The organism is Streptomyces sp. BBFR2, assembly GCF_044497305.1.
GTDB lineage: Bacteria > Actinomycetota > Actinomycetes > Streptomycetales > Streptomycetaceae > Streptomyces.
Map to the genome: position 1 here is coordinate 1,231,516 of NZ_CP172415.1, position 22,102 is coordinate 1,253,617.

The 22,102-nt window shown below is 73.5% G+C and carries 19 protein-coding genes and 1 pseudogene; 14 read left to right on the top strand and 6 right to left on the bottom strand.

Annotated elements, in window-relative coordinates; translation table 11 throughout:
- Positions 1 to 52: 52 nt before the first annotated feature.
- On the bottom strand, positions 53 to 1,234 hold the full coding sequence (locus tag ACGH2B_RS04165) for a YihY/virulence factor BrkB family protein (protein WP_399084247.1): 1,182 nt from the start codon (positions 1,232 to 1,234) through the stop codon (positions 53 to 55).
- A gap of 66 nt (positions 1,235 to 1,300) precedes the next feature.
- Positions 1,301 to 1,711: a hypothetical protein gene (locus ACGH2B_RS04170; RefSeq protein WP_399084250.1), complete on the bottom strand. Its 411-nt coding sequence runs from the start codon at positions 1,709 to 1,711 to the stop codon at positions 1,301 to 1,303.
- Positions 1,712 to 2,113: 402 nt separating this feature from the next.
- Between ACGH2B_RS04170 and ACGH2B_RS04175 the strand changes: the two genes are divergently transcribed.
- The 13 genes from ACGH2B_RS04175 to ACGH2B_RS04235 all read left to right on the top strand — a co-directional run bounded on the left by ACGH2B_RS04175 (position 2,114) and on the right by ACGH2B_RS04235 (position 15,003).
- The gene (locus ACGH2B_RS04175) at positions 2,114 to 3,433 is read left to right on the top strand and encodes a GAF domain-containing protein (protein WP_399084253.1); all 1,320 of its coding nucleotides are present in this window, start codon (positions 2,114 to 2,116) and stop codon (positions 3,431 to 3,433) included.
- 268 nt (positions 3,434 to 3,701) lie between these two features.
- Positions 3,702 to 4,385, top strand: a complete 684-nt coding sequence (locus ACGH2B_RS04180) for a class F sortase (RefSeq protein WP_399084256.1) — start codon at positions 3,702 to 3,704, stop codon at positions 4,383 to 4,385.
- A 13-nt stretch (positions 4,386 to 4,398) separates the two neighbouring features.
- Positions 4,399 to 5,013 (top strand): GNAT family N-acetyltransferase, encoded by a 615-nt coding sequence (locus ACGH2B_RS04185; protein WP_399084259.1) that lies wholly within the window; start codon positions 4,399 to 4,401, stop codon positions 5,011 to 5,013.
- Positions 5,014 to 5,504: 491 nt separating this feature from the next.
- Positions 5,505 to 7,202 (top strand): nitrite/sulfite reductase, encoded by a 1,698-nt coding sequence (locus ACGH2B_RS04190; RefSeq protein ID WP_399084262.1) that lies wholly within the window; start codon positions 5,505 to 5,507, stop codon positions 7,200 to 7,202.
- Complete coding sequence (locus ACGH2B_RS04195) at positions 7,199 to 7,405, top strand: hypothetical protein (RefSeq protein ID WP_399084265.1); 207 nt, start codon at positions 7,199 to 7,201, stop codon at positions 7,403 to 7,405. The genes ACGH2B_RS04190 and ACGH2B_RS04195 overlap by 4 nt, the downstream gene beginning before the upstream one ends.
- Positions 7,402 to 8,094: a phosphoadenylyl-sulfate reductase gene (locus ACGH2B_RS04200; protein WP_399084268.1), complete on the top strand. Its 693-nt coding sequence runs from the start codon at positions 7,402 to 7,404 to the stop codon at positions 8,092 to 8,094. Before ACGH2B_RS04195 ends, ACGH2B_RS04200 begins: the two co-directional genes overlap by 4 nt.
- Before the next feature lie 47 nt (positions 8,095 to 8,141).
- Positions 8,142 to 8,675: an adenylyl-sulfate kinase gene (gene cysC, locus ACGH2B_RS04205; protein WP_399084270.1), complete on the top strand. Its 534-nt coding sequence runs from the start codon at positions 8,142 to 8,144 to the stop codon at positions 8,673 to 8,675.
- A gap of 77 nt (positions 8,676 to 8,752) precedes the next feature.
- On the top strand, positions 8,753 to 9,697 hold the full coding sequence (gene cysD / locus ACGH2B_RS04210) for a sulfate adenylyltransferase subunit CysD (RefSeq protein ID WP_399084273.1): 945 nt from the start codon (positions 8,753 to 8,755) through the stop codon (positions 9,695 to 9,697).
- A 2-nt stretch (positions 9,698 to 9,699) separates the two neighbouring features.
- Entirely contained in the window at positions 9,700 to 11,043 is a 1,344-nt protein-coding gene (locus ACGH2B_RS04215) for a sulfate adenylyltransferase subunit 1 (RefSeq protein ID WP_399084276.1), read from the top strand.
- 214 nt (positions 11,044 to 11,257) lie between these two features.
- Positions 11,258 to 12,367: an aliphatic sulfonate ABC transporter substrate-binding protein gene (locus tag ACGH2B_RS04220; RefSeq protein WP_399084279.1), complete on the top strand. Its 1,110-nt coding sequence runs from the start codon at positions 11,258 to 11,260 to the stop codon at positions 12,365 to 12,367.
- Between the two features lie 31 nt (positions 12,368 to 12,398).
- The gene (locus ACGH2B_RS04225) at positions 12,399 to 13,229 is read left to right on the top strand and encodes an ABC transporter ATP-binding protein (RefSeq protein WP_399084282.1); all 831 of its coding nucleotides are present in this window, start codon (positions 12,399 to 12,401) and stop codon (positions 13,227 to 13,229) included.
- The gene (locus tag ACGH2B_RS04230; protein ID WP_399084285.1) at positions 13,216 to 14,226 is read left to right on the top strand and encodes an ABC transporter permease; all 1,011 of its coding nucleotides are present in this window, start codon (positions 13,216 to 13,218) and stop codon (positions 14,224 to 14,226) included. Before ACGH2B_RS04225 ends, ACGH2B_RS04230 begins: the two co-directional genes overlap by 14 nt.
- Before the next feature lie 3 nt (positions 14,227 to 14,229).
- Positions 14,230 to 15,003: a sirohydrochlorin chelatase gene (locus ACGH2B_RS04235; protein WP_399096693.1), complete on the top strand. Its 774-nt coding sequence runs from the start codon at positions 14,230 to 14,232 to the stop codon at positions 15,001 to 15,003.
- Between the two features lie 306 nt (positions 15,004 to 15,309).
- Here the strand turns inward: ACGH2B_RS04235 and ACGH2B_RS04240 are convergent.
- Both ACGH2B_RS04240 and ACGH2B_RS04245 read right to left on the bottom strand, forming a co-directional pair.
- A pseudogene (locus tag ACGH2B_RS04240) lies at positions 15,310 to 16,095 on the bottom strand (glycosyltransferase family 2 protein); the annotation flags it as partial.
- Positions 16,096 to 16,361: 266 nt separating this feature from the next.
- On the bottom strand, positions 16,362 to 17,579 hold the full coding sequence (locus ACGH2B_RS04245) for a S8 family peptidase (RefSeq protein ID WP_399084288.1): 1,218 nt from the start codon (positions 17,577 to 17,579) through the stop codon (positions 16,362 to 16,364).
- Positions 17,580 to 18,427: 848 nt separating this feature from the next.
- On the opposite strand from ACGH2B_RS04245, the gene ACGH2B_RS04250 reads away from it, so the two are divergent.
- Positions 18,428 to 19,318: a phosphotransferase enzyme family protein gene (locus ACGH2B_RS04250; protein ID WP_399084291.1), complete on the top strand. Its 891-nt coding sequence runs from the start codon at positions 18,428 to 18,430 to the stop codon at positions 19,316 to 19,318.
- 24 nt (positions 19,319 to 19,342) lie between these two features.
- Here ACGH2B_RS04250 and ACGH2B_RS04255 read toward each other — a convergent pair whose 3' ends face one another.
- Both ACGH2B_RS04255 and ACGH2B_RS04260 read right to left on the bottom strand, forming a co-directional pair.
- On the bottom strand, positions 19,343 to 20,065 hold the full coding sequence (locus ACGH2B_RS04255; RefSeq protein ID WP_399084294.1) for an exonuclease domain-containing protein: 723 nt from the start codon (positions 20,063 to 20,065) through the stop codon (positions 19,343 to 19,345).
- A 194-nt stretch (positions 20,066 to 20,259) separates the two neighbouring features.
- Positions 20,260 to 21,507 (bottom strand): SAV2148 family HEPN domain-containing protein, encoded by a 1,248-nt coding sequence (locus tag ACGH2B_RS04260; protein WP_399084297.1) that lies wholly within the window; start codon positions 21,505 to 21,507, stop codon positions 20,260 to 20,262.
- Positions 21,508 to 22,102: the final 595 nt, after the last annotated feature.

Consider the following 22,102-nt stretch of genomic DNA (forward strand, 5'->3'; position numbering starts at 1 on the left):
GGCCGCGGGGACGGCCGCCGCGCGGCGTGGTCGCGGCGCAGGTTGGGGGCGCTCAGCGGCGGCGCGGGCGCCGGTGGCGGCGCGGCAGCCGGCCGCGGATCTCCTCGGGCGGCAGGAAGCGGGCCCACCGCTCCGGGTACTCGGCGGGCGGCGGCGGTTCGTCCGCGCCGTCGTCCCCGTCGTCCCCGTCCGCGTCGTCCTCATCGTCCTCGTCGCCGGGGTCGCCGGGGTCCTCCGGGGCGGCGTCCCGCTCCGCCTCCTCGCGCCGGGCGGCCGCCTCCGCCGCCCGGCGTTCCTTCTCCGCGCGGGCGGCGGCCGTCGCGACGGAGGGCCAGACGCGGTCCGTCGCGGCGTTCGTGGCGGCGCCGACGAGGACCGCGAACGCCGAGACGCCGATCCACAGCAGCACCGCGACCGGCGCCGCCAGCGAGCCGTAGATCGTCGGGCCCTCGACCGTCGCGGTGAGGTAGATGCGCAGCAGGAAGCTGCCCAGGACCCACATCGCCAGGGCCACCACCGCGCCGGGGATGTCCTCCCGCCAGGGCGAGCGGACCGGTACCGACACGTGGTAGAGCGTGGTGAGGAAGGCCACCGACAGCAGCAGGACGACCGGCCAGTACAGCACCCGGATGACGTCCGCGCTCGCCGGCAGCCAGTGCACCAGGGTGTCCGGGCCGACCACCATCAGCGGCAGCGCGACGGCGCCGACGACCAGCGCGCCGAGGTAGAGCACGAACGCCAGCAGCCGGGTCCGGACGATGCCGCGGCGGCCGTCCAGCCCGTACATGATCGTGATGGTGTCGACGAAGACGTTGAGGGCGCGCGAGCCGGACCACAGGGCGAGGGCGAAGCCGAGGGAGACGACGTCGGGGCGGCGGCCGGTGAAGACGTCGTTCAGCAGCGGGCGGGCGATCTCGCTCACGCCCTGCGCGGAGAGGACCGCGGACGAGGCGTGGAGGATCTGCTCCCGGACGCCGTCGATGGTGGCCTGTCCGATCCACGGCTCCAGGTAGCCGAGCAGACCGATGAGCCCGAGGAGCAGCGGCGGCAGCGACAGCAGGCAGAAGAACGCGGCCTCGGCGGCGAGTCCGGTGACCCGGTACGTCATGCAGCTCTGGACGACGTCCTTGAGGAGCAGCCAGCCGAGCCGCCGCTTGGAGACGTTGCGGTACAGGACCCTGGCCCTGGTCAGGCGCCCTTCGGGCCGCTCGGTCGGTTCGTTCTCCGGCTGCACCCGCCCACCGTATCCGGGCGGTGCGCGGGCGGCGGGGCGATGGCCCAAGCCCAGCGGCGCCCGCTCTCAGCGCGGGCCGCCGCGGCGCTCGCGCAGCGCCGCCTCGACGGCGACGTACAGCTCCTCGTCCGGGACGTCGGGACGGAAGCCGACGAGAACGCCGCGGGCCTCGTAGTAGCGGATCGCGCGGTGGGCGTCGCCGGTGCCGCCGGCGACCGTCCGCAGATACACCATCAGATCGGCGAAGGCGAGCGCCGGGGGCGGACCGCTCCGCCCGGCGAAGCGGGCGAGCAGACCGGGCGAGGCGTCGACGACGTACCCGGCGGACGGCGGGCACGTCGCCGCCGGGATGGAGTCGGCGGTGCGGCGCGGGACGCGGTAGTGCGCGGCCAGCCGGTCGGCGCGCGCGGCGCGCAGCGGTGCGTGGGCGCCGAGCACCACGACACGCGGGGCCGCGGCGTCCCTGGCGGCGTTCATGGTGTCTCCCCTCCCCGCCGGAGCGGCCTTCCGCCGCTTCCGTGCGGCGGCACACCGGGCGAACGGCCTCCCGCCACGAGGGGTTCCCGTACGGCAACGCCTTTCCGCCCGCCCGGCATCCGGGGTGGCGTGACGTTTCAGCACCTGTCACGCGTCCGGGCCGCCGGTCGGTTCCCCCCGTCCGCCGCCGGGCCCGCCGTTCGGTACGGGAGAGGCGGCGCGGGGGCGGCCGGCCGGGACCGCGGGGGACGGTGCCCCGCCGGCCGCCCGGACCACGGTCCCCGGGAACATCGGAGGTCACAACGGTTGCGTTCCGTTGCACCGGCTCGGTGCAATGGGCTCTCCCGTAACGCGACGGCACACGGCCCGGACGGGAGGGGCCCGGCACAAACGGAGAGCTGTGTGAGCGAGAGACCGACCGACGGCGGCGTCACGGCGGCGGCCCATGACGTCCGCGCCACCGCCCGCCGCCTCGCCGCGCTCCGGGAGGCGAGGCTCTCCGGCGACGGCGGGCCGGAGCCGCGCGACATCATCGGCGACTCCTGGCGCCGGGTCCGCGGCTGCGGTGTGGATCCCGACCGCGACCGGCGCGAACGCCCGCTGACCGCCGCCGAGTTGGAGCACCGCAAGGCCGCCTCGCCGCTGGCCGCCGTGCTGCCGGTGCTGCACGACGCGCTGCTGCCCGCCGCCGACGCGGCCCAGCAGATCATGGTCGTCACCGACGCCGACGGGCTGGTCCTGTGGCTGGAAGGGGCCGCGCCGATCCGGCGGATGGCCGACCGGCACGGCTTCGGCAAGGGCGCCGACTGGACGGAGCCGGTCGTCGGCACCAACGCCATCGGCACCGCGCTGGTGGCCCGCCGCCCGGTCCTGGTGCACAGCGCCGAGCACTTCGTCCGCTCGCACCACCAGTGGACGTGCGCCGCGGCCCCGCTGCACGATCCGCGCGACGGGCGGCTGCTGGGCACCCTCGACGTCAGCGGGCCCGCGCACGGGTTCCACCCGGCGACGCTGGCACTGGTCTCGGCGGTCGCGAAGCTGGCCGAGGGGGAGCTGCGGGAGCGTCACCACGCGTCGGTGGAGCGGCTGCGGTCCACGGCGGCGCCGGTGCTCGCGCGGCTCGGCGGGCAGGCGCTCGCCGTCGACCGGGACGGCTGGGTCGCGGGCGCGGTGGGGATGGCGCCGCCGGACCGGGTGGCGCTGCCGAAGTCGCCCGTGCCCGGGCCGCTGTGGCTGCCGCGGCACGGCCGGTGCGTGCTGGAGCCGCTGCCGGGCGGCTGGCTGATCCGCGTCGGCGGCGAGCCGGCGCCGCGGCCGCACCGGGCGCTGCTCGACCTCTCCGCGCCGGACCGCCCCGCGCTCACCGTCAGCGGCCCGGCGGGCACCTGGACGCACGAGCCGAGCCCCCGCCACGCCGAGCTGCTGTTCCTGCTCGCCACCCATCCCGAGGGGCGGACCGCCGCGGAGCTGGCCCGGGACCTGTTCGGCGACGGCGGCCGTACGGTCACCGTCCGCGCGGAGCTCTCCCGCCTCCGCCGCCACCTCGCCGGTCTCCTGGCCCACCGCCCGTACCGCTTCGCCGACGGCATCGCCCCCGAACTCCGCCTCCCCGCGGACCCGGCCCACCTGCTGCCGCACTCGGTGGCCCCGGGGGTACGGGCGGCCCGGGGCGGCGGGGACGGGGCAGGAGCGCCGCCCGCGGCGGGGGCGGACGGGGCGTGAGCGCGTACGGCGGGTGGCACTGTCCCGAAGCCCGGTGGGCGGCGCTCCGGACGGCGGCTCCGGCCGCGACGTGACGCCCGGCCGCGCCGCGGGCCGGAACGGCAGGCCACCGCGGACGGTCCCGCCCCGCCCCGAGCCGCGCCCCCACCGGCGTCGCGGCCCTCCCCCGATCGCCGCTCCCCCGATCGCCGCGCCCCGATCGCCCGGTGCGGGTGGCGTGCCTACGGTGCCGGGAGCGGAGCGCGTGGCGGGCGGCGTAGGGAGTGCGATGAGCCTGAGGGCCGGGTGGCCGGAGTGGCGGCCGGAGCCGGAGGAGCGGCGGCGGACGCCGTGGGGCGCGCTCGCGCTGGCCGCGCTGACCGGGATCTTCCTGATCCGTACGGGGCTGCCGGACCGGCCCGGCGGCCCGCCGCGGCCCGGCCCCGCGCACGCCGCGCCCGCCGACCGCGAAGCCGCCGCACCGCCGTTGCCGCGTTCCGTCCCCGACCGGGTGGAGATCCCGGCGCTCAAGGTGTCCGCCCCCGTGATCTCCCGCGGGCTGGACGCACACGGCGCGATCGAGGCACCGCCGTCCGGCGACACCCGCGTCACCGGCTGGTACCGGGGCGCCCCGACACCCGGCGAACGCGGTACCGCCGTCCTCGTCGGACACGTCGACAGCTACACCGGCCCGGCGGTCTTCTACGGTCTCGGCGGGCTGAGGCGGGGCGCCACCGTCGCGGTGCGCCGCGCGGACGGCCGCCGCGCGGTCTTCGCCGTCTACGCCGTGCGGACCTTCGCCAAGGACCGCTTCCCCGCCGAGCAGGTCTACGGCTCCACCGGCCGCCCCGAGCTACGGCTGCTGACCTGCGGCGGCACCTACCACGCGGGCTCCGGGTACACCGGGAACACCGTCGTCTTCGCCCGGCTCGTCGCCCCCGGGGGCGGGCACCCGGCGGCCGGAACACCGTGATTGGCTGCCCGCCATGAGCAGCCTCACCGTCACCACCTGGTACCTCGAACAGACCGCGCCCGACGCCCTGACGCCCGCCGCCGCGCCGCCCGCCGCGCAGGACGTCCGCATCGTGCGGGCACGGCGCCCGCTGCCCGAGTTCAGCCGGTTCCTCTACTCCGCCGTCGGCGGCGACATCCACTGGACCGACCGGCTGGGATGGCCGTACGCGCGGTGGGCGGAGTATCTGTCGCGGCCCGGCGTGGAGACCTGGGTGGCGTACGCGCACGGCACCCCGGCGGGCTTCATCGAGCTGGACGGCGCGTCCGAGGGCACTGTCGAGATCGCCTACTTCGGGCTGATCCCGGCCTTCCGCGGCCAGGGCATCGGCGGCCATCTGCTGTCGTACGGCACCGCCCGGGCGTGGGATCTCGGCGACCGGTACGAGGGCCGGCCGCCGACGCGGCGGGTGTGGGTGCACACCTGCAGCAAGGACGGCCCCCACGCGCTCCGCAACTACGAGCGGCGGGGGTTCACGCGGTACGACACCACGGTGGAGCAGGAGACCGTGACCGGGACGCCGGGCCCGTGGCCGGGCGCCGGGGACACGGCCCTGCCCACCTGGGAGGACGCCCCTCGTACGGTCTGACGGCGACCGGCCGGGCCCGGGTGCGCGGCGGGGCCCGGCCGCTCCCGCGCACCTCGGCCGGCCCGTCCGCGGTGGCGTCCGGAGTACCCGGAGGCCACGTGAGCAAGACCACAGCATCTCACCCTCCGAGAAATTGTTGTCCAGATTTCGGACGATGGTGGACTGCCGCAAGAAACGCGTGCCACGCTGCGGTCATGTCTCGAACAGGAATTGCGTTGGTGAGCCGACTCCACGTCGACCTCGGCCGCCTGTCCAGCGCGGTCTGTCCGGCGCGCTGACGCCACCTCGGCCCGGGGCGCAGCGCCCCCACGGCACCGCCCCATCACGCGTTTCCCCTCCGCCGCCCCCGTCACGGCGGACCTCCCGAGACCCACCCCAGCTCTTTCGCGACGCGCCGCCGCGCGCCGCTCTGCCGCGTGTCCACGCAGGTCACCGCGGGTTTTCCCGCGCCCTCCCGCCTCCCTTGAGCCGCCCCAGAAGGACGTACACCCATGGCCGCCACCCCGGAACGACCCGCAGCCGCCACGACCCGCCGCAAGGCCGGACGCCACCGCGGCGAGGGCCAGTGGGCCGCCGGCCACTTCACCCCGCTCAACGGCAACGAGCAGTTCAAGAAGGACGACGACGGTCTCAATGTGCGGACACGCATTGAGACGATCTACGCCCAGCGCGGTTTCGACTCCATCGACCCCAACGACCTGCGCGGGCGCATGCGGTGGTGGGGCCTCTACACCCAGCGTCGCCCCGGTATCGACGGCGGCAAGACCGCGGTGCTGGAGCCGGAGGAGCTGGACGACGAGTTCTTCATGCTCCGGGTGCGCATCGACGGCGGGCGGCTGACCACCGACCAGTTGCGGGTCATCGGCGAGATCTCCCAGGAGTTCGCGCGCGGCACCGCCGACATCACCGACCGGCAGAACGTCCAGTTCCACTGGATCCGCATCGAGGACGTCCCGGAGATCTGGCGGCGCCTGGAGGGCGTGGGCCTGTCCACCACCGAGGCGTGCGGTGACACCCCGCGCGCCATCCTCGGCTCGCCGGTCGCCGGGATCGCCGAGGACGAGATCATCGACGGCACGCCGGTGATCGAGGAGATCCACCGCCGGATCGTCGGCAATCCCGCCTTCTCCAACCTCCCCCGCAAGTTCAAGACCGCGGTCTCCGGCTCCCCGCTGCTGGACGTCGCCCACGAGATCAACGACATCTCGCTGGTCGGCGTCGTCCACCCGGAACTGGGCCCCGGCTTCGACGTCTGGGTCGGCGGCGGCCTGTCCACCAACCCCAAGCTCGGCGTGCGGCTCGGCGCCTGGGTCTCCGCCGAGGAGGCGGCCGAGGTCCACGAGGGCGTCATCTCGATCTTCCGCGACTACGGCTACCGCCGGCTGCGCACCCGCGCCCGGCTGAAGTTCCTCGTCGCCGACTGGGGCCCGGAGAAGTTCCGCCAGGTCCTGGAGGACGAGTACCTGGGCCGCAAGCTGCACGACGGACCGGCGCCCGCCGAGCCCGCGCAGCGCTGGCGCGACCACGTCGGTGTGCACCGCCAGCGCGACGGCCGGTTCTACGTCGGCTTCGCCCCGCGCGTGGGCCGGGTGGACGGCGCCACCCTCACCAAGATCGCCGAGGCGGCCGCCGCGCACGGCTCGGGCCGGGTGCGGACCACCGCCGAGCAGAAGATGCTCGTCCTCGACATCACCGAGGACCGCGTCGACTCGCTCGTCGCCGCCCTGGAGGCGCTGGACCTGCGGGTCACCCCGTCGCCGTTCCGCCGCGGCACGATGGCCTGCACCGGCATCGAGTTCTGCAAGCTCGCCATCGTCGAGACCAAGGGCCGCGGCGCGTCGCTCATCGACGAACTGGAGCGCCGCCTGCCGGACTTCGACGAGCCGGTCACCATCAACCTCAACGGCTGCCCCAACGCCTGCGCCCGTATCCAGGTCGCGGACATCGGTCTCAAGGGCCAACTGATGCTGGACGGCAACGGCGAGCAGGTCGAGGGCTACCAGGTGCACCTGGGCGGCGCGCTCGGTCTGGAGGCGGGCTTCGGCCGCAAGGTGCGCGGGCTGAAGGTCACCGCCGCCGAACTCCCCGACTACATCGAGCGGGTGCTGACCGCCTTCACCGAGCAGCGCACCGAGGGCGAGCGGTTCGCCCAGTGGGTGGGCCGGGCGGAAGAAGGTGCGCTGAAGTGAGCGAACGCGCCGCGCCGTTCCACTGCCCGTACTGCGGTGACGAGGACCTGCGCCCCGGTGAGGCCCCCTCGGAGCGGGGCACCGGCGCCGCCTGGGAGTGCCGCGCCTGCAACCGCGCCTTCCGGCTGAAGTTCCTCGGCCTGCTGGCGCAGGGCCTCACCGCCCCGTCCCCGTCCGACGGCTCCGCCGGAGGTGCCCCGTGACCACCGCGTCCGAACTGCCCCAGCTCGCCGAGCGCGCCGGCCGTGACCTGGAGGAGGCCGACCCGCTCGCCATCCTGCGGTGGGCCGCCGAGACCTTCGGGCCGCGCTTCTGCGTCACCTCCTCCATGGAGGACGCGGTCGTCGCCCACCTCGCCTCCCGCGTCGCACCCGGCGTGGACGTCGTCTTCCTCGACACCGGCTACCACTTCCCCGAAACCCTCGGCACCCGCGACGCCGTCGCCGCGGTGATGGACGTCAACGTCCTCACCCTCACCCCCCGGCAGTCGGTGGCCGAGCAGGACGCGGAGTACGGCCCGAAGCTGCACGACCGCGACCCGGACCTGTGCTGCGCGCTGCGGAAGGTCAAGCCGCTGGAAGAGGGGCTGGCCGGATACGACGCCTGGGCGACCGGGCTGCGCCGCGACGAGTCGCCGACCCGCGCCCGCACCCCCGTCGTCGGCTGGGACGCCCGGCGCGGCAAGGTCAAGGTCTCGCCGATCGCCCGCTGGACGCAGGCGGACGTCGACGCGTACGTCACCGAGCACGGCGTCCTCACCAATCCGCTGCTCCAGGACGGCTACGCCTCCGTCGGCTGCGCCCCGTGCACCCGCCGGGTGCTCGCGGGCGAGGACGCGCGGGCCGGGCGCTGGGCCGGCAGCAACAAGACCGAGTGCGGACTGCACGGATGACGGAACGGACAACTGCGCCCGCCGCAGCGGAAGTTGAGGAGATACCCATGACCGGCGCCACCGTGTGGCTGACGGGCCTGCCGAGCGCCGGCAAGACCACCCTCGCCCGCGCCCTCGCCGACCGGCTGCGCGCCGAGGGCCACCGCGTCGAGGTCCTCGACGGCGACGAGATCCGCACCTTCCTCTCCGCCGGTCTCGGCTTCAGCCGCGCCGACCGCGACACCAACGTCCAGCGCATCGGCTTCGTCGCCGAACTCCTCGCCCGCAACGGCGTCACCACGCTGGTCCCGGTCATCGCCCCGTACGCCGCCTCCCGCGCGGCGGTCCGCGAACGCCACCGTGCCGAGGGCACCCCGTATCTGGAGGTGCACATCGCCACGCCCGTCGAGGTCTGCTCCGAGCGGGACGTCAAGGGGCTCTACGCCAAGCAGGCGGCGGGCGAGATCTCCGGCCTGACCGGCGTCGACGACCCGTACGAGCAGCCCGAGGCGCCCGATCTGCGGATCGCCTCGCACACCCAGACCGTGGCGGAGTCCGCGGCGGCGCTGCACGGTCTGCTCACCGAGCGGGGCCTGGCGTGAGCGCCCCCGGGCACGCCGTGGCCCCGGCGCCCCGGGCCCAGACACCCGGTGAAGGACAGCCCGACGAAAGGGGCAGCATGACCACGACCACCAGCGCCGCCGCCGGGAGCGCCGACTCCACCGGACCGTACGCGCTGTCGCACCTGGACGCCCTGGAGTCCGAGGCGGTCCACATCTTCCGCGAGGTGGCGGGCGAGTTCGAGCGGCCGGTGATCCTCTTCTCCGGCGGCAAGGACTCCATCGTCATGCTGCATCTGGCGCTGAAGGCGTTCGCCCCCGCGCCGGTGCCGTTCGCCCTGCTGCACGTCGACACCGGGCACAACTTCCCCGAGGTCATCGACTACCGCGACCGGGTGGTCGCCGAGCACCGGCTGCGGCTGCACGTCGCCGCCGTACAGGACTACATCGACCGCGGTGAGCTGCGCGAACGCCCCGACGGGCTGCGCAACCCGCTCCAGACCGTGCCGCTGCTCGACGGCATCGCCAACGGGCGCTTCGACGCGGTCTTCGGCGGTGGCCGCCGCGACGAGGAGAAGGCCCGCGCCAAGGAGCGCGTCTTCTCGCTGCGCGACGAGTTCGGCGGCTGGGACCCGCGCCGCCAGCGCCCCGAGCTGTGGCAGCTCTACAACGGCCGCCACTCCCCCGGCGAGCACGTCCGCGTCTTCCCGCTGTCCAACTGGACCGAACTGGACGTCTGGCAGTACATCGGCCGCGAGAAGATCGAACTGCCCGCCATCTACTACGCGCACGAGCGTGAGGTCTTCTCCCGCGACGGCATGTGGCTGTCGCCCGGCGAGTGGGGCGGCCTCAAGGACGGCGAACGCCTCCAGACCCGTACGGTGCGCTACCGCACCGTCGGCGACATGTCCTGCACCGGCGCCGTCGACTCCGACGCCGCCACCATCGAGGCGGTCATCGCCGAGATCGCCGTCTCCCGCCTCACCGAGCGGGGCGCGACGCGGGCCGACGACAAGATGTCCGAGGCCGCCATGGAGGACCGCAAGCGCGAGGGGTACTTCTAGCCATGAGCACTGTTGTTGAGCACGGAGTCGTCGGGCACGAAGCGGCCTCGCTGCTGCGGTTCGCCACCGCCGGCAGCGTCGACGACGGTAAGTCGACGCTGGTCGGACGGCTGCTGCACGACTCCAAGTCGGTCCTCGCCGATCAGCTCGAAGCCGTCGAGCGGGCGTCGCTGGGCCGCGGTCAGGAGGCGCCCGACCTGGCGCTGCTGACCGACGGGCTGCGCGCGGAGCGCGAGCAGGGCATCACCATCGACGTCGCCTACCGCTACTTCGCCACCCCGCGGCGCCGGTTCATCCTGGCGGACACCCCCGGGCATGTGCAGTACACCCGCAACATGGTCACCGGCGCCTCCACCGCCGAACTGGCCGTGGTCCTCGTCGACGCCCGCAACGGCGTGGTCGAGCAGACCCGCCGGCACGCCGCCGTCGCCGCCCTGCTGCGCGTCCCGCACGTCGTCCTCGCCGTCAACAAGATGGACCTGGTCGACTACGCCGAGCCGGTCTTCGCCGCCATCGCCGGGGAGTTCACCGCCTACGCGGCGTCGCTGGGCGTCCCGGAGGTCACCGCCATCCCGATCTCGGCGCTCGCCGGTGACAACGTGGTGTCCCCCTCGGCGCACATGGACTGGTACGGCGGCCCGACCGTCCTGGAGCACCTGGAGACGGTGCCCGTCGACACCGACCCGGCGCGCGACCCCGCCCGCTTCCCGGTGCAGTACGTCATCCGGCCGCAGACCGCCGACCACCCCGACTACCGCGGCTACGCGGGCCAGATCGCCTCCGGTGTGCTGCGCGTCGGTGACGAGGTGAGCGTGCTGCCGTCCGGCCGTACCTCCACCGTGACCGGTCTCGACGCGCTCGGCCGGGCCGTCGGCGCCGCGTGGGCGCCGCAGTCGGTCACCGTCACCCTCGCCGACGATCTCGACATCTCCCGCGGCGACCTGCTCGCCCCCGCGGCGGGCGCACCGGCCGTGACCCAGGACGTCGAGGCGACGGTCTGCCATGTCGCCGACCGTCCGCTCACCGCCGGGCAGCGGGTGCTGCTCAAGCACACCACCCGGACCGTCAAGGCGATCGTCAAGGAGATCCCGTCGCGGCTGACGCTGGACGACCTCTCCCAGCACCCGGCCCCCGGCGAACTGGCGGCGAACGACATCGGCCGGGTCCGTATCCGTACCGCCGAACCGCTGGCCCTGGACGCCTACGCCGACTCCCGCCGCACCGGCTCCTTCCTGCTGATCGACCCGTCGGACGGGACGACGCTGACCGCGGGCATGGCGGGCACCGCCTTCGCGGCGCGGGCGGCCGAGGACGCCGTGGCCGACGACGAGGGCTGGGACTTCTGACCGTGCACCAGGACGTGTTCTCGACCTTCGCGAAGGAGGGCGGCCGTATCGGCAGCGGCGCCCTCGGCAGCGGGCAGGGCGGAGTCGGCCGATGTGTGAGCTGACGACGCACCACTTCGCCCGCCCGTCCCCGCCCGTACGAAGAACCATCGCACCGCCGGGCGCGCCCTAGAGGGGCGCGTACTGCCCCGGCCCTACGAGAGGAACGCCTCCCGTGCCTGCCGTCCGACCCCGCCATCCGGCGGCCGCCGCCCTCGCCCTGCTGCTGCTCGGGGCGGTCAGCGCCTGCGGCTACGGCTCCGAGGCCAAGAAGGACCCGGCGGCCGAGACCGTCGCCAAGGGCCCGAAGACCGACGGGCTGGACACCGTCAAGATCGGCTTCTTCGGCAACGTCACCCACGCCACCCCGCTGATCGGCCTGGAGAAGGGGCTGTTCCAGAAGGAGCTGGGCGGTACGGCGGTGAAGTCCTCGGTCTTCAACGCGGGCCCCGCCGAGATCGAGGCGCTCAACTCCGGTGCCATCGACATCGGCTGGATCGGCCCCTCCCCCGCCATCAACGGCTACGCCAAGTCCCACGGCAAGAGCCTGAAGATCATCGGCGGCTCGGCCTCCGGCGGGGTCTCGCTCGTGGTCAACCCCAAGAAGATCAAGAGCCTCGACGACCTCAAGGGCAAGAAGATCGCCACCCCGCAGCTCGGCAACACCCAGGACGTGGCGCTCCTGAACTACCTGGCGGAGAAGGGCTACCGGGTCGACGCCACCACCGGCAAGGGCGACGTCACCGTGCAGCGCACCGAGAACAAGGTGACGCCGACCGCCTTCCAGCAGGGCGCCATCGACGCGGCGTGGGTGCCCGAGCCGACCGCCGCCAAGCTCGTCAGCATCGGCGGCAAGACGCTGCTGAACGAGAAGGACCTGTGGAAGGACGGCAAGTTCGTCATCACGAACATGATCGTCTCGCAGAAGTTCCTGGCCCAGCACCCCAAGGCCGTCGAGGCGGTGCTGCGCGCCTCGGTGCGGACCAACGCCTGGATCCGCTCGCACCCCGCCGAGGCGGTGAAGGCGCTCAACGACAAGCTCGCCGACCCGCAGATCTCCGGCAAGGCGCTGCCCGCCGACATCATCGGCCCGGCCTTCAAGAACACCGATGTCACCGACGACCCGCTGGCCGCCACGCTCCAGCAGGAGGCGGACCACGCCGTCAAGGCCGGTCTGCTGCAGAAGCCCGACCTCAAGGGCATCTACGACCTGCGGCTGCTGAACAAGGTCCTCAAGGCCGAGGGCGACAAGCCCGTCGACGCCGCCGGTCTCGGCAACGACTGACGCCCGCACCGCACTCCAGGAGGTGACACCGATGACGACCACCACCCTCACCAAGCGGCCCGCCGGTACGGCGGACGCGGGCCCGGCGGCCCCGTACGCCGCGCGCATCGACCATGTCTCGAAGTCCTTCGGCCGCCCCGGCGCCCGCCAGCACGTGCTCGACGACATCAGCATCGACGTCGCGCCCGGCGAATTCGTCTGCCTGCTCGGCGCCTCGGGCTGCGGCAAGTCCACGCTGCTGAACCTGGTGGCCGGGCTCGACGCGCCGACGTCCGGCACCATCGAGACGCCCGGCGGCCGGCCGGCCCTGATGTTCCAGGAACACGCGCTGTTCCCGTGGCTGACCGCGGGCCGCAACGTGGAACTGGCGCTGCGGCTGCGCGGGGTGCCGCGCGCGGAGCGCCGCGAGGAGGCCGAGCGGCTCCTCGAACTCGTCCGCCTCAAGGGCGCGTACGGCAAGCGCGTCCACGAACTCTCCGGCGGTATGCGCCAGCGCGTCGCGATGGCGCGCGCCCTCGCCCAGGACAGCCGGCTGCTGCTGATGGACGAGCCGTTCGCCGCGCTGGACGCGATCACCCGCGATGTGCTGCACGACGAACTGACCCGCATCTGGCACGCGTCGAACGACGGCGCCCCCGGCTCCGGCGGGCTGTCGGTGCTCTTCGTCACCCACAACGTCCGTGAGGCGGTACGGCTCGCCGAGCGCGTCGTCCTGCTCTCCTCGCGCCCCGGCCGGGTGGCCCGGGAGTGGCAGGTCTCCATCGCCCAGCCGCGCCGTATCGAGGACGCCGCGGTCGCCGACCTTTCCGTCGAGATCACCGAAAAGCTGCGTGGGGAGATCCGCCGCCATGGCCAGCACTGAGACCACCACCGGGCCCGCGGGCGACGCGCCCGGCGAGGACGCCCCGGCGAGCGCCGCCGCTCCGCCCGCGCCGACCGGCACGGCCGGAGCCGGGACGTCCGGAGCAGCCGGCCGCCCGGCGGCGCCGGGCAACGGCGAACCGGACTCCCTGGCGGGTCTGGAGGCCGGGCTCGACGCCCTGGAATCCACCGTCGCCGCCCGCCAGCCCTGGCTGCGTACGCTCGCGTCGAAGGCGCTCCCGCCGGCCATCGCCGTCGTCATCGTGCTGGTGCTGTGGCAGCTCGCCTACCACTTCGAGGTCAAGCCGCACTATCTGCTGCCCAGCCCCGTCGACGTGGCCCGCTCCCTCCAGGAGAAGTGGCTGGAGGGCACGCTGCTGGGCTATGTGTGGACCAGCCTCTCCCGGGGCGCGCTCGGCTTCCTCGCCTCGGTGGTGCTCGGCACCGTGCTCGGGCTGATCGTGGCCCGCGTCAAGGCGGTGCGGGCCGCGATCGGTCCGATCCTCAGCGGTCTGCAGTCGCTGCCGTCCGTGGCGTGGGTCCCCGCGGCGATCATCTGGTTCGGTCTGAGCGACGCCACCATCTACGCGGTAGTGCTGCTCGGCGCCGTCCCGTCGATCGCCAACGGCCTGGTGGCCGGGGTCGACCAGATCTCCCCGCTCTATCTGCGGGCGGGGAGGACCATCGGCGCGACCGGTGCGGCCGGGGTGCGGCACGTCCTGCTGCCGGCCGCGCTGCCCGGCTACATCGCCGGACTCAAGCAGGGCTGGGCGTTCTCCTGGCGTTCGCTGATGGCCGCCGAACTCATCGTCAACGCGCCCGATCTGGGTACCGGCCTGGGCCAGCTCCTGGAGCAGGGCCGGGAGTTCCAGGACATGCCCTGGGTGCTCTCCGCGATTTTGCTGATCCTCATCGTCGGTATCGGTATCGAGCTGCTGGTCTTCGCGCCGCTCGAACGCCGGGTGCTGCGCAGCCGCGGACTTCTGGTGAAGAGCTGACCCATGGACGTCTCACCCACCCTCCTCGTCGTCGCCCACGGCAGCCGTGACCCGCGGCACGCGGCGACCGTCTCCGCGCTCTGCGCGCGGGTGCGGGCGCTGCGGCCGGGGCTGCGCGTGGAGGTCGGGTACCTCGACTTCAACGCGCCGTCCGTCCCCCGTGTGCTGGAACGGCTGGCCGCCGAGGGGGCGCGGGAGGTGGTGGCGCTGCCGCTGCTGCTCACCCGCGCCTTCCACGCGAAGTCGGACATCCCGGCGGCACTGGCGGAGGCCACCGCGCGCCTGCCGCGGCTCACCGTCCGCCAGGCCGCTGTTCTCGGCCCTTCCTCCCTGCTCACCGCCGCGTTGGAGCGGCGGCTGGGCGAAGCCGGGCTGCGGCCCGGTGACCGCCGCTCGACCGGGATCGTCCTGGCCGCGGCGGGCTCCAGTGACCCGGAGGCGATCGCAGTGATCGCTGAAACCGCGCGGGAGTGGCGGCGCACCGCTGGTTGGTGTGCCGTGCGACCTGCGTTCGCCTCCGCATCTCTGCCCCGTACGGCCGACGCCGTACGGGCCCTGCGGGACGAGGGCGTCGCGCGCGTCGCCGTCGCCCCGTACGTCATCGCGCCCGGCTTCCTGCCGGACCGCATCGCCCGGGGCGCCCGTGAGGCCCGCGCCGACGTCCTGGCTCCGGTCCTCGGCGCCGCCCCGGAACTGGGTCGGCTGCTGCTGCGGCGGTACGACGCCGCGGTCACCGCCCGGTGCGAAGGGCTGCCCCGACCCGCACTGATCGCCTGACCTGGGCGATTCGGCCCGCCGCGTGGGCGCCACCGGCGTATCGGCCCGACCCTTCTCGTAGACCGTCAGCCCCTTCGACAGGCCGAGGGGCACCAGGAGCAGTTCGACGACGAGGGCCTTCCAGGCGTAGACGAGGTTGACGGCCTTGGTGGCGTAGACGCAGGGCAGGTCGCGCAGGACGGTGAGGGGCCGTAGTTCGCGGCGGTGGGCGGCGTAGAGGAGGGGTGGCGTCGTCAGGAGGAGGTCCGTCCCGGCCCACCAGCCGAAGGTGACGGGCAGCGGCCGGTCGGTGAGGGCCGCCATCGCGAACGGGGTCGCCCACCACAGCGGGGCGGTGAGGATCTCGAAGACGGCGAGCGCCACCCACAGGGCGAGCAACGGTTTGTGCCGGAGCAGGGCGCCGAGGTGGAGCCGGACGTTCTGACAGAACCCGGCCATCCAACGCCAGACCTGTTTACGCAGGTAGGTGAGGTCTTCCGGATCGGCGGCAAGAGCCACGGCGTCGGAGACGTAGACCGCTTTGCGTCCGGCGATCTGCTGACTCCAGGTGTAATCCATGTCCTCCACGATGGTGCGCTCGGGGAAGCCGCCGAAGGCCGTCAGGTCCGCGCGGCGGAAGACGGAGCAGCAACCGGAGCAGACCATGGGGCTGTTGGCGCGCGCCTGGATGGGCCTGTGCCAGTGGAAGCCGAAGAGATATTCCGTGGAGCGGCCGCGCTCCCAGATCGTGCGGGTGTGGCGGGTGCGTACGGTGCCGGCGGCGACGGTGACGGCCGGGTCGTCGAAGACCGGCAGGACCGTCTCGATGTAGTCGGGCGCGAGGACGGTGTCCGCGTCGACGGCGAGGACGAGGTCGGTGGTGCAGTGCGGTAACGCGTGGTTCTGCGCGCGGGCCTTGCTGCCGAGGTTTCGGGGCGGGCGCAGCACGGTCGCGCCGTGTGCGGCGGCCACCTCGCCGGTGCGGTCGGTGGAGGCGTCGTCGACGACGAGGACGCGGTCAGGTGGCACCGTCTGCCGTGCCAGCGACTCCAGCGTCGCGGGAAGCCCCTCCTCCTCGTTGTGTGCGGGAACGATGACGGTGATGGTGTGCATGCCGAACTCCCCCTGCGGTGCGAAGTGCTCCGGCCACGAGCGTGAGCAGCCCGATCAGGCCGTAGACGAGTGTGCTGATGCCGATGAACGGCAGTCCTCCGTGCATGTGACCGAGAGTAGGGAGAGAACGCACACCGCGGTTCCGGAGGCGCCCTCCTGTGGATAACTCCGCGGTTCCGTACGGCACTTCGACGTGACGACGCCGGCCGCCGCGCCCCGTGGGGGCGAGCGCGACGGCCGGCGTGCGGTGCTGAGGGGGAAGTCGGTTACTCGACGACCTTCAGCAGCTTGTTGGGCGTGCCCTCGCTCGGGTTCGAGATCTTGTCCGGCGTGGCGCCGTCCGTGAGGGCCTTGGCGACCTCGTCCGGCTTGGCGTCCGGGTGGGAGCCGAGGTAGACCGCGGCCGCGCCCACGACGTGCGGGGTGGCCATGGAGGTGCCGGAGATGGTGTTGGTGGCGTTGTCGTCGGTGTTCCAGTCCGAGGTGATGTCGGAGCCGGGGGCGTAGATGTCGACGATGCTGCCGTAGTTGGAGAAGTCCGACTGCTCGTCCTGGTTGGTGCTGGAGGCGACCGTGAGGGCCTCCTTCACCCGCGCCGGGGAGCTCTGCGAGGCGTCGGAGGACTCGTTGCCCGCCGCGACGGCGAAGGTCACGCCGGAGGCGATGGCCTTCTGGACGGCCGCGTCGAGCGCCTCGTCCGCGCCGCCACCGAGCGACATGTTGGCGACCGAGGGGCCCTTGTGGTTCTTGGTCACCCAGTCGATACCGGCGACGACCTGCTCGGTGGTGCCGGAGCCCTGGTCGTCCAGCACGCGGACGGCGACGATCTTGGCCTTCTTGGCGACGCCGTGCTCGGTGCCGGCGATGGTGCCCGCGACGTGGGTGCCGTGGCCGTTGCCGTCGTCGGCGTCGTTGTCGTTGTCGACGGCGTCGAAGCCGTAGGAGGCACGGCCGCCGAAGTCCTTGTGCGAGATGCGCACGCCGGTGTCGATGACGTAGGCGGTGGCGCCCTCACCCGCGGCGTCGGGGTAGGTGTACTTCTTGTCGCCCTCGGTGTCCGCCTGGTCGATGCGGTCCAGGCCCCACGACGGCGGGTTGTCCTGGGTGGCGTCGATGTGGAACTTCTTGTTCTGCACGACCTTGTCGACGGCCGGGTCGGCGGCCAGGCGCTTGGCCTCGTCGGCGCTGAGGCCGGTGGCGGAGAAGCCGTTGAGGGCGGCGGTGTAGTTCCGCTTGACCTTGCCGCCGTACTTCGAGGCGAGGTCGTTGTGGGCGGTGGCGGAGACCGAGGCGCTGCCGACCGACTTCTTGAGCATGACGATGTAGCTGCCGTTGACGGCGCCCTTCGCCTCGGCACCGTAAATCTTGCCTTCGGCGGGGGCGGCACCAGCGGTGACCGCGGTGACGGCGGCGATACCAGTGGCGGCTACGGCGGCGGTGATTGCCGTGACGAGCCGCTTCTTGCTGGAACGCTTGTGAGCCATAGCGAGGGTTCTCCTCGTTCGTGGTGTGGGGGGAAAGCGTTGCGCAACAGCCCGAATCGACAGGAAGTCCTGCACCCGGGCTGGTTCGAAACCCTGTCGGATTGACGAGTTCAATTCAAGGCCAGCCGCACCGTGTGAGATAAACAACAACCCTGCATAAAGTCAAAATCGGTCCCAAGTGGAGCAAAAGAATCGAGTAGTTGAACATTCGAGCCTCAACAACGTTTACATTTCGGCAATCTGCGGTTACAGACGGTGGATTACCCGCTACCGAAAGCCCGTTGAGGTAGGGGCGCGGTGGGCTTGGGGAGCTGACGCCCCGGAGGACGGAGTGACCGTCAGGAGCCGGCGCGTCAGCCCGGTGGCCGCCGGGGGCGGTTCGTCCAGGGGGCGTGAGCGCGGGTGCCGTCGGCTGGCGCCCGCCCGGGTGGTCGGTCGGCCTCCTTCCCCTCGCGCCCCTTCGCGCGCGTGGCCCGGGTAAGTGCCTGCTCGCGCGCGCGTGACTCACCGCGTCCCTTCGCGCGCGTGGCCCGGGTGAAGCCCCTCGGTGAAGCTCCTCAAGGGGTGGGAGGTGCTGCTTCGGCCGGCCCCTCGTCGGCGAGGCCCGGGACGAGCCCAGGGGGCACGCCGTGACGGGCCTGGTGGGCCGCCCCCGCACGGAGGGCCCGCATTCCTCGGGTCCCGCCACCGGTCCCGCTCCGTCTCCGTCGGCGCCCCGCCCGCCTCGGCACCGGCCCCGTACCCCGGGGCCACGCTCCCCTGTCAGATCCCCCCACCCGATCCGCCCGCCGGCCGCGGGCCGGGCACCTGCGAAACTGGGCGGGTCACGCCCGGCAGGAGGAATCACCATGAATGAACCGCGCCCCGGCGCCTTCACCGAGGCCCGCGCCCGCGCCGCGCTGGCGGCCGCCGGGCGGCCGGACGCCGCGGCCGACGCCCGGCTGCTCTCGCTCGGCGAGAACGCCGTCTTCGCGCTCGGCGAGCGCGGGCCGGTCATCCGCGTCGGCCGCAGCGCCGAACTCCTGGAACGCGCCGAACGGGAACTGGCCGTGGCCCGCTGGCTCGCCGAGGCGGGCGTCCCCGCCGTACGCGCCGCCGAGCCGGAGGCGCACCTCGCCGACGGTCACCCCGTGACGTACTGGGAGCGGCTGCCGGAGTCCGTCCGCCCCGCCGCGCCCGGCGACCTCGCCGCGCTGCTGCGGCTGGTGCACGCCCTGCCGGAGCCGCCGTTCACCCTGCCGCGGCGCGATCTGCTCGGCGGCGTCGAGCGGTGGCTGCGGCTGGCCGGGGACGCCGTCTCACCGCGGGACGCGGAGTATCTGCGCGGCCGCCGGGACGCCTTCGCCCTCGCCGCGACGGCGCTGGAGCCGCATCTGCCGCGCGGCCCCATCCACGGGGACGCCCTGCTCCGCAACGTCCATGTCGGGCCCGACGGACCGGTCCTGGTCGACCTGGAGACCTTCTCCTCCGATCTGCGCGAGCACGACCTGGTCGTCCTCGCCCTCAGCCGTGACCGCTACGGACTGCCCGCCGAGGCGTACGACACCTTCGTCTCCGGCTACGGCTGGGACGTACGGGAGTGGGAGGGGTGCGCGGTGCTGCGCGGCTCCCGGGAGACCGCGAGCTGCGCCTGGGTCTCCCAGCACGCGCCCGGTAACCCCGCGGCCCGTACCGAATTCGCCCGGCGCATCGCCTCGCTGCGCGAGAAGGACGCGACCGTGCGGTGGTATCCGTTCTGACGGCGGGCGGGGGCGGCCGTCGGATCAGTCGTGCGACGCCTGGTGCGGGATGAGCGGCCAGGCACCCTCGACGTACGCCTCCGGCTTGCCCGAACGCCGCAGATACGCCTGGAAGTCGGCGGCCTGCTCCGCCGCCGCGTCCTCCTGGAGGGTGTGCAGCGCCTCCGGGGACGGCAGGGCGACGTCCGGGTACCGCTCGCCTATCCGCCGGGCGACACCGGCGGCCGCGACGGCGTCGGCGCCCGCCTCATGGGCGCCGACGAGCGGCACGCCGTAGTGGCCGCAGAGCGCCTGGAGGGCGCGCTTGCCCTTGCGGTAGCGGTCGACGTGGCGGTCCAGGACCAGCGGGTCGATGACCGGGGAAGGGGCGTGGCCCAGGCGCTCGGTCAGCGGCCGTATGCCGTGGCGGCGGCACTCCCGGTCCAGCAGGGAGAGGTCGTACCGGGCGTTCATCACCACCAGAGGTATCCCGGCGCCCAGGGTCGCGGCCAGGGATTCGGTGATCTCCTCCACGGCGGTCTCGGGCGGGGCGCCGTGCTCGCGGACGTAGGCGGTGGACATGCCGTGGATCGCGGCGGCCTCCTCGGGCACCGGAACGCCCGGGTCGATCAGCCACGTCTGCCGGACCGCGGTCGTGCCGTCGCCGTCCAGGCGGATCAGCGCGGCGGTCACGATGCGGTCCCGCTCGATGTCGGTGCCCGTGGTCTCCAGGTCGAAACCGGCCAACAGGTCCTGATGCCAGCTCATGGCGGGGCCTCCTTCGGTGGTGCGTCCCCCGTTGCTCCGCCACTCTCGCACGCGCCACTGACAACGCGACCGGCGGCGAAGAACAGAGCGGGACAAAGCAGACAGTAGGGTCCCGGACTCCGAACGGTCGTGACGCGGCGGGCCGGACGCGGACGGAGCGTGCCCCGGCCGCGTCCGGCCCGCCCCTTCCCAGGTCAGGACACCGGCCGGGAGTCCGCCCATTCGCTCTCGAACTCCTCGCGGTACGCCTCGAAGAGCCCGGCCTCACCCTCCCGGCCCGCGCCGCCCTGACGGACCACGTCCCGGCCACCGCCGCGCAGCACCAGCACCGGGGACTCCATACCGCGGCTGCGGCGCAGATAACTCTGGACGACGGCCAGCCCGTCGGGCCCGTCGCCGTCGACGAGGTAGGCGGTGAACCGCGGGGTCTCGTCGAAGACCTGGATCTCGAACGCCCCCGGGTCGCGCAGCCGGGCCCGGACCCGCCGCATGTGCAGGATGTTCATCTCGATGGACCGGCTCATCTCCCCCTTCTTCAGCCCGATCTCGCGCTCCCGGCGGCGCACCGCGCTGCTCGCGGGGTTGAGGAAGAGCAGCCGGATCCGGCACCCCGACTCGGCGAGGTGGACCAGGCGGCGCCCGGAGTAGTTCTGCACGAGGAGGTTGAGCCCGATACCGACCGCGTCGAGACGCCGGGCGCCGCCGAAGAGGTCCTCGGCGGGTAGCTGGCGCTGGAGCCGCACCCGGTCGGCGTGGACCCCGACGACATCGGCGTAGCGGTCGCCCACCAGGTCCTCGACGGCGTCGATGGGCAGCCGGCCGGAGGTACGGGTCCCGCTCCCGGAGCCCAGCAGGTCCAGCAGGCGGGCGGAGGCGCGCTCCGCCTGGGCGAGGACGGTCTCCGACAGGGCGCGGTTGCGGGAGACGATGTTGCGGGCCACCTCCAGCTCGTCGAGGCCCAGCTCGACGTCGCGGCGGTCGTCGAAGTACGGGGCGAAGCAGGGCCAGTGCTGGACCATCAGCTCCCGTAGCTGCGGGAGGGTCAGGAAGCTGACGATGTTGTCATCGGCGGGGTCGAGGAGGTAGCCCTTGCGGCGGCTGACCTCACGGACGGCCACCGCGCGCTGGACCCATTCCTGTCCGGCCGGTCCGGCGGCGGCGATCACCCACTCGTCGCCGTGCACGGGCTCGTAGACGGGGCGCAGCACCGCGGAGACCACGGCACGGAGCCGCTGCTCGACGAGATTCAGCCAGATATAGGCGCGACCGGCCCGGCGGGCGCGGGTGCGCACCTCGCTCCAGGCGTCGGCGCCCCAGTCGAGTTCCGCACCGATCTCCAGTGGCCGCGCCAGGGACACCGCACCGGGCGGCGCGTCGACGGAGCCGCCCTCATGGCCCTCGTGACCCTCGTCACCAGGGGGCAACTCCAGCCCGCCGCTCACCTGCCACCGCCTCCCGAAACCCCGCGCCAACGATCAAGGCAGACTACTGCGGAGCGGGGAACGGTGCAGCAGGATGGGTCGACCGGTCCGTCAACTCCCCAAGTCACACGTAGCCGTTGCGTCCCGGATCCCGGTGCGGACGTGAGCGGTTTCATAGCCGCGACGGGATCGGACGGCCTTCGGTGCGGCTCCGGGGCACGGGCCGGGCGCCATACCGGAGCCGCCGTCCGGGGACCGTCCCGCACCCCCGTCCGCCGCAGGTCCGCGCCCGGGGCGGACCTCCGGACCGGGCGGCACGGGGGCGCACGGTGGCGCGCGACCCCGCCCCGGGTATGCCGCCGACGGCCACCGGAGCGCCGGGCGATTGGCCGACGCACTACTGGTGGGCTCCGGCTGGATGAGCTAGCCGCTACCGCATCTGACGTACGGGAGATGGTCACCGGTCGCGGGCTCCGGCGACACGACGGGAAAGCCCCACTAGGCTCGAAAATGCCCGCTTTCCGGCGAATATCGGGGAATGGTCCAGGTGTGCGGGCCGGGTCGGGGAAGGATCCGGGCGGTCCGCGGCCGTGCGCCGTGGGGCCGCCGCAGCCCC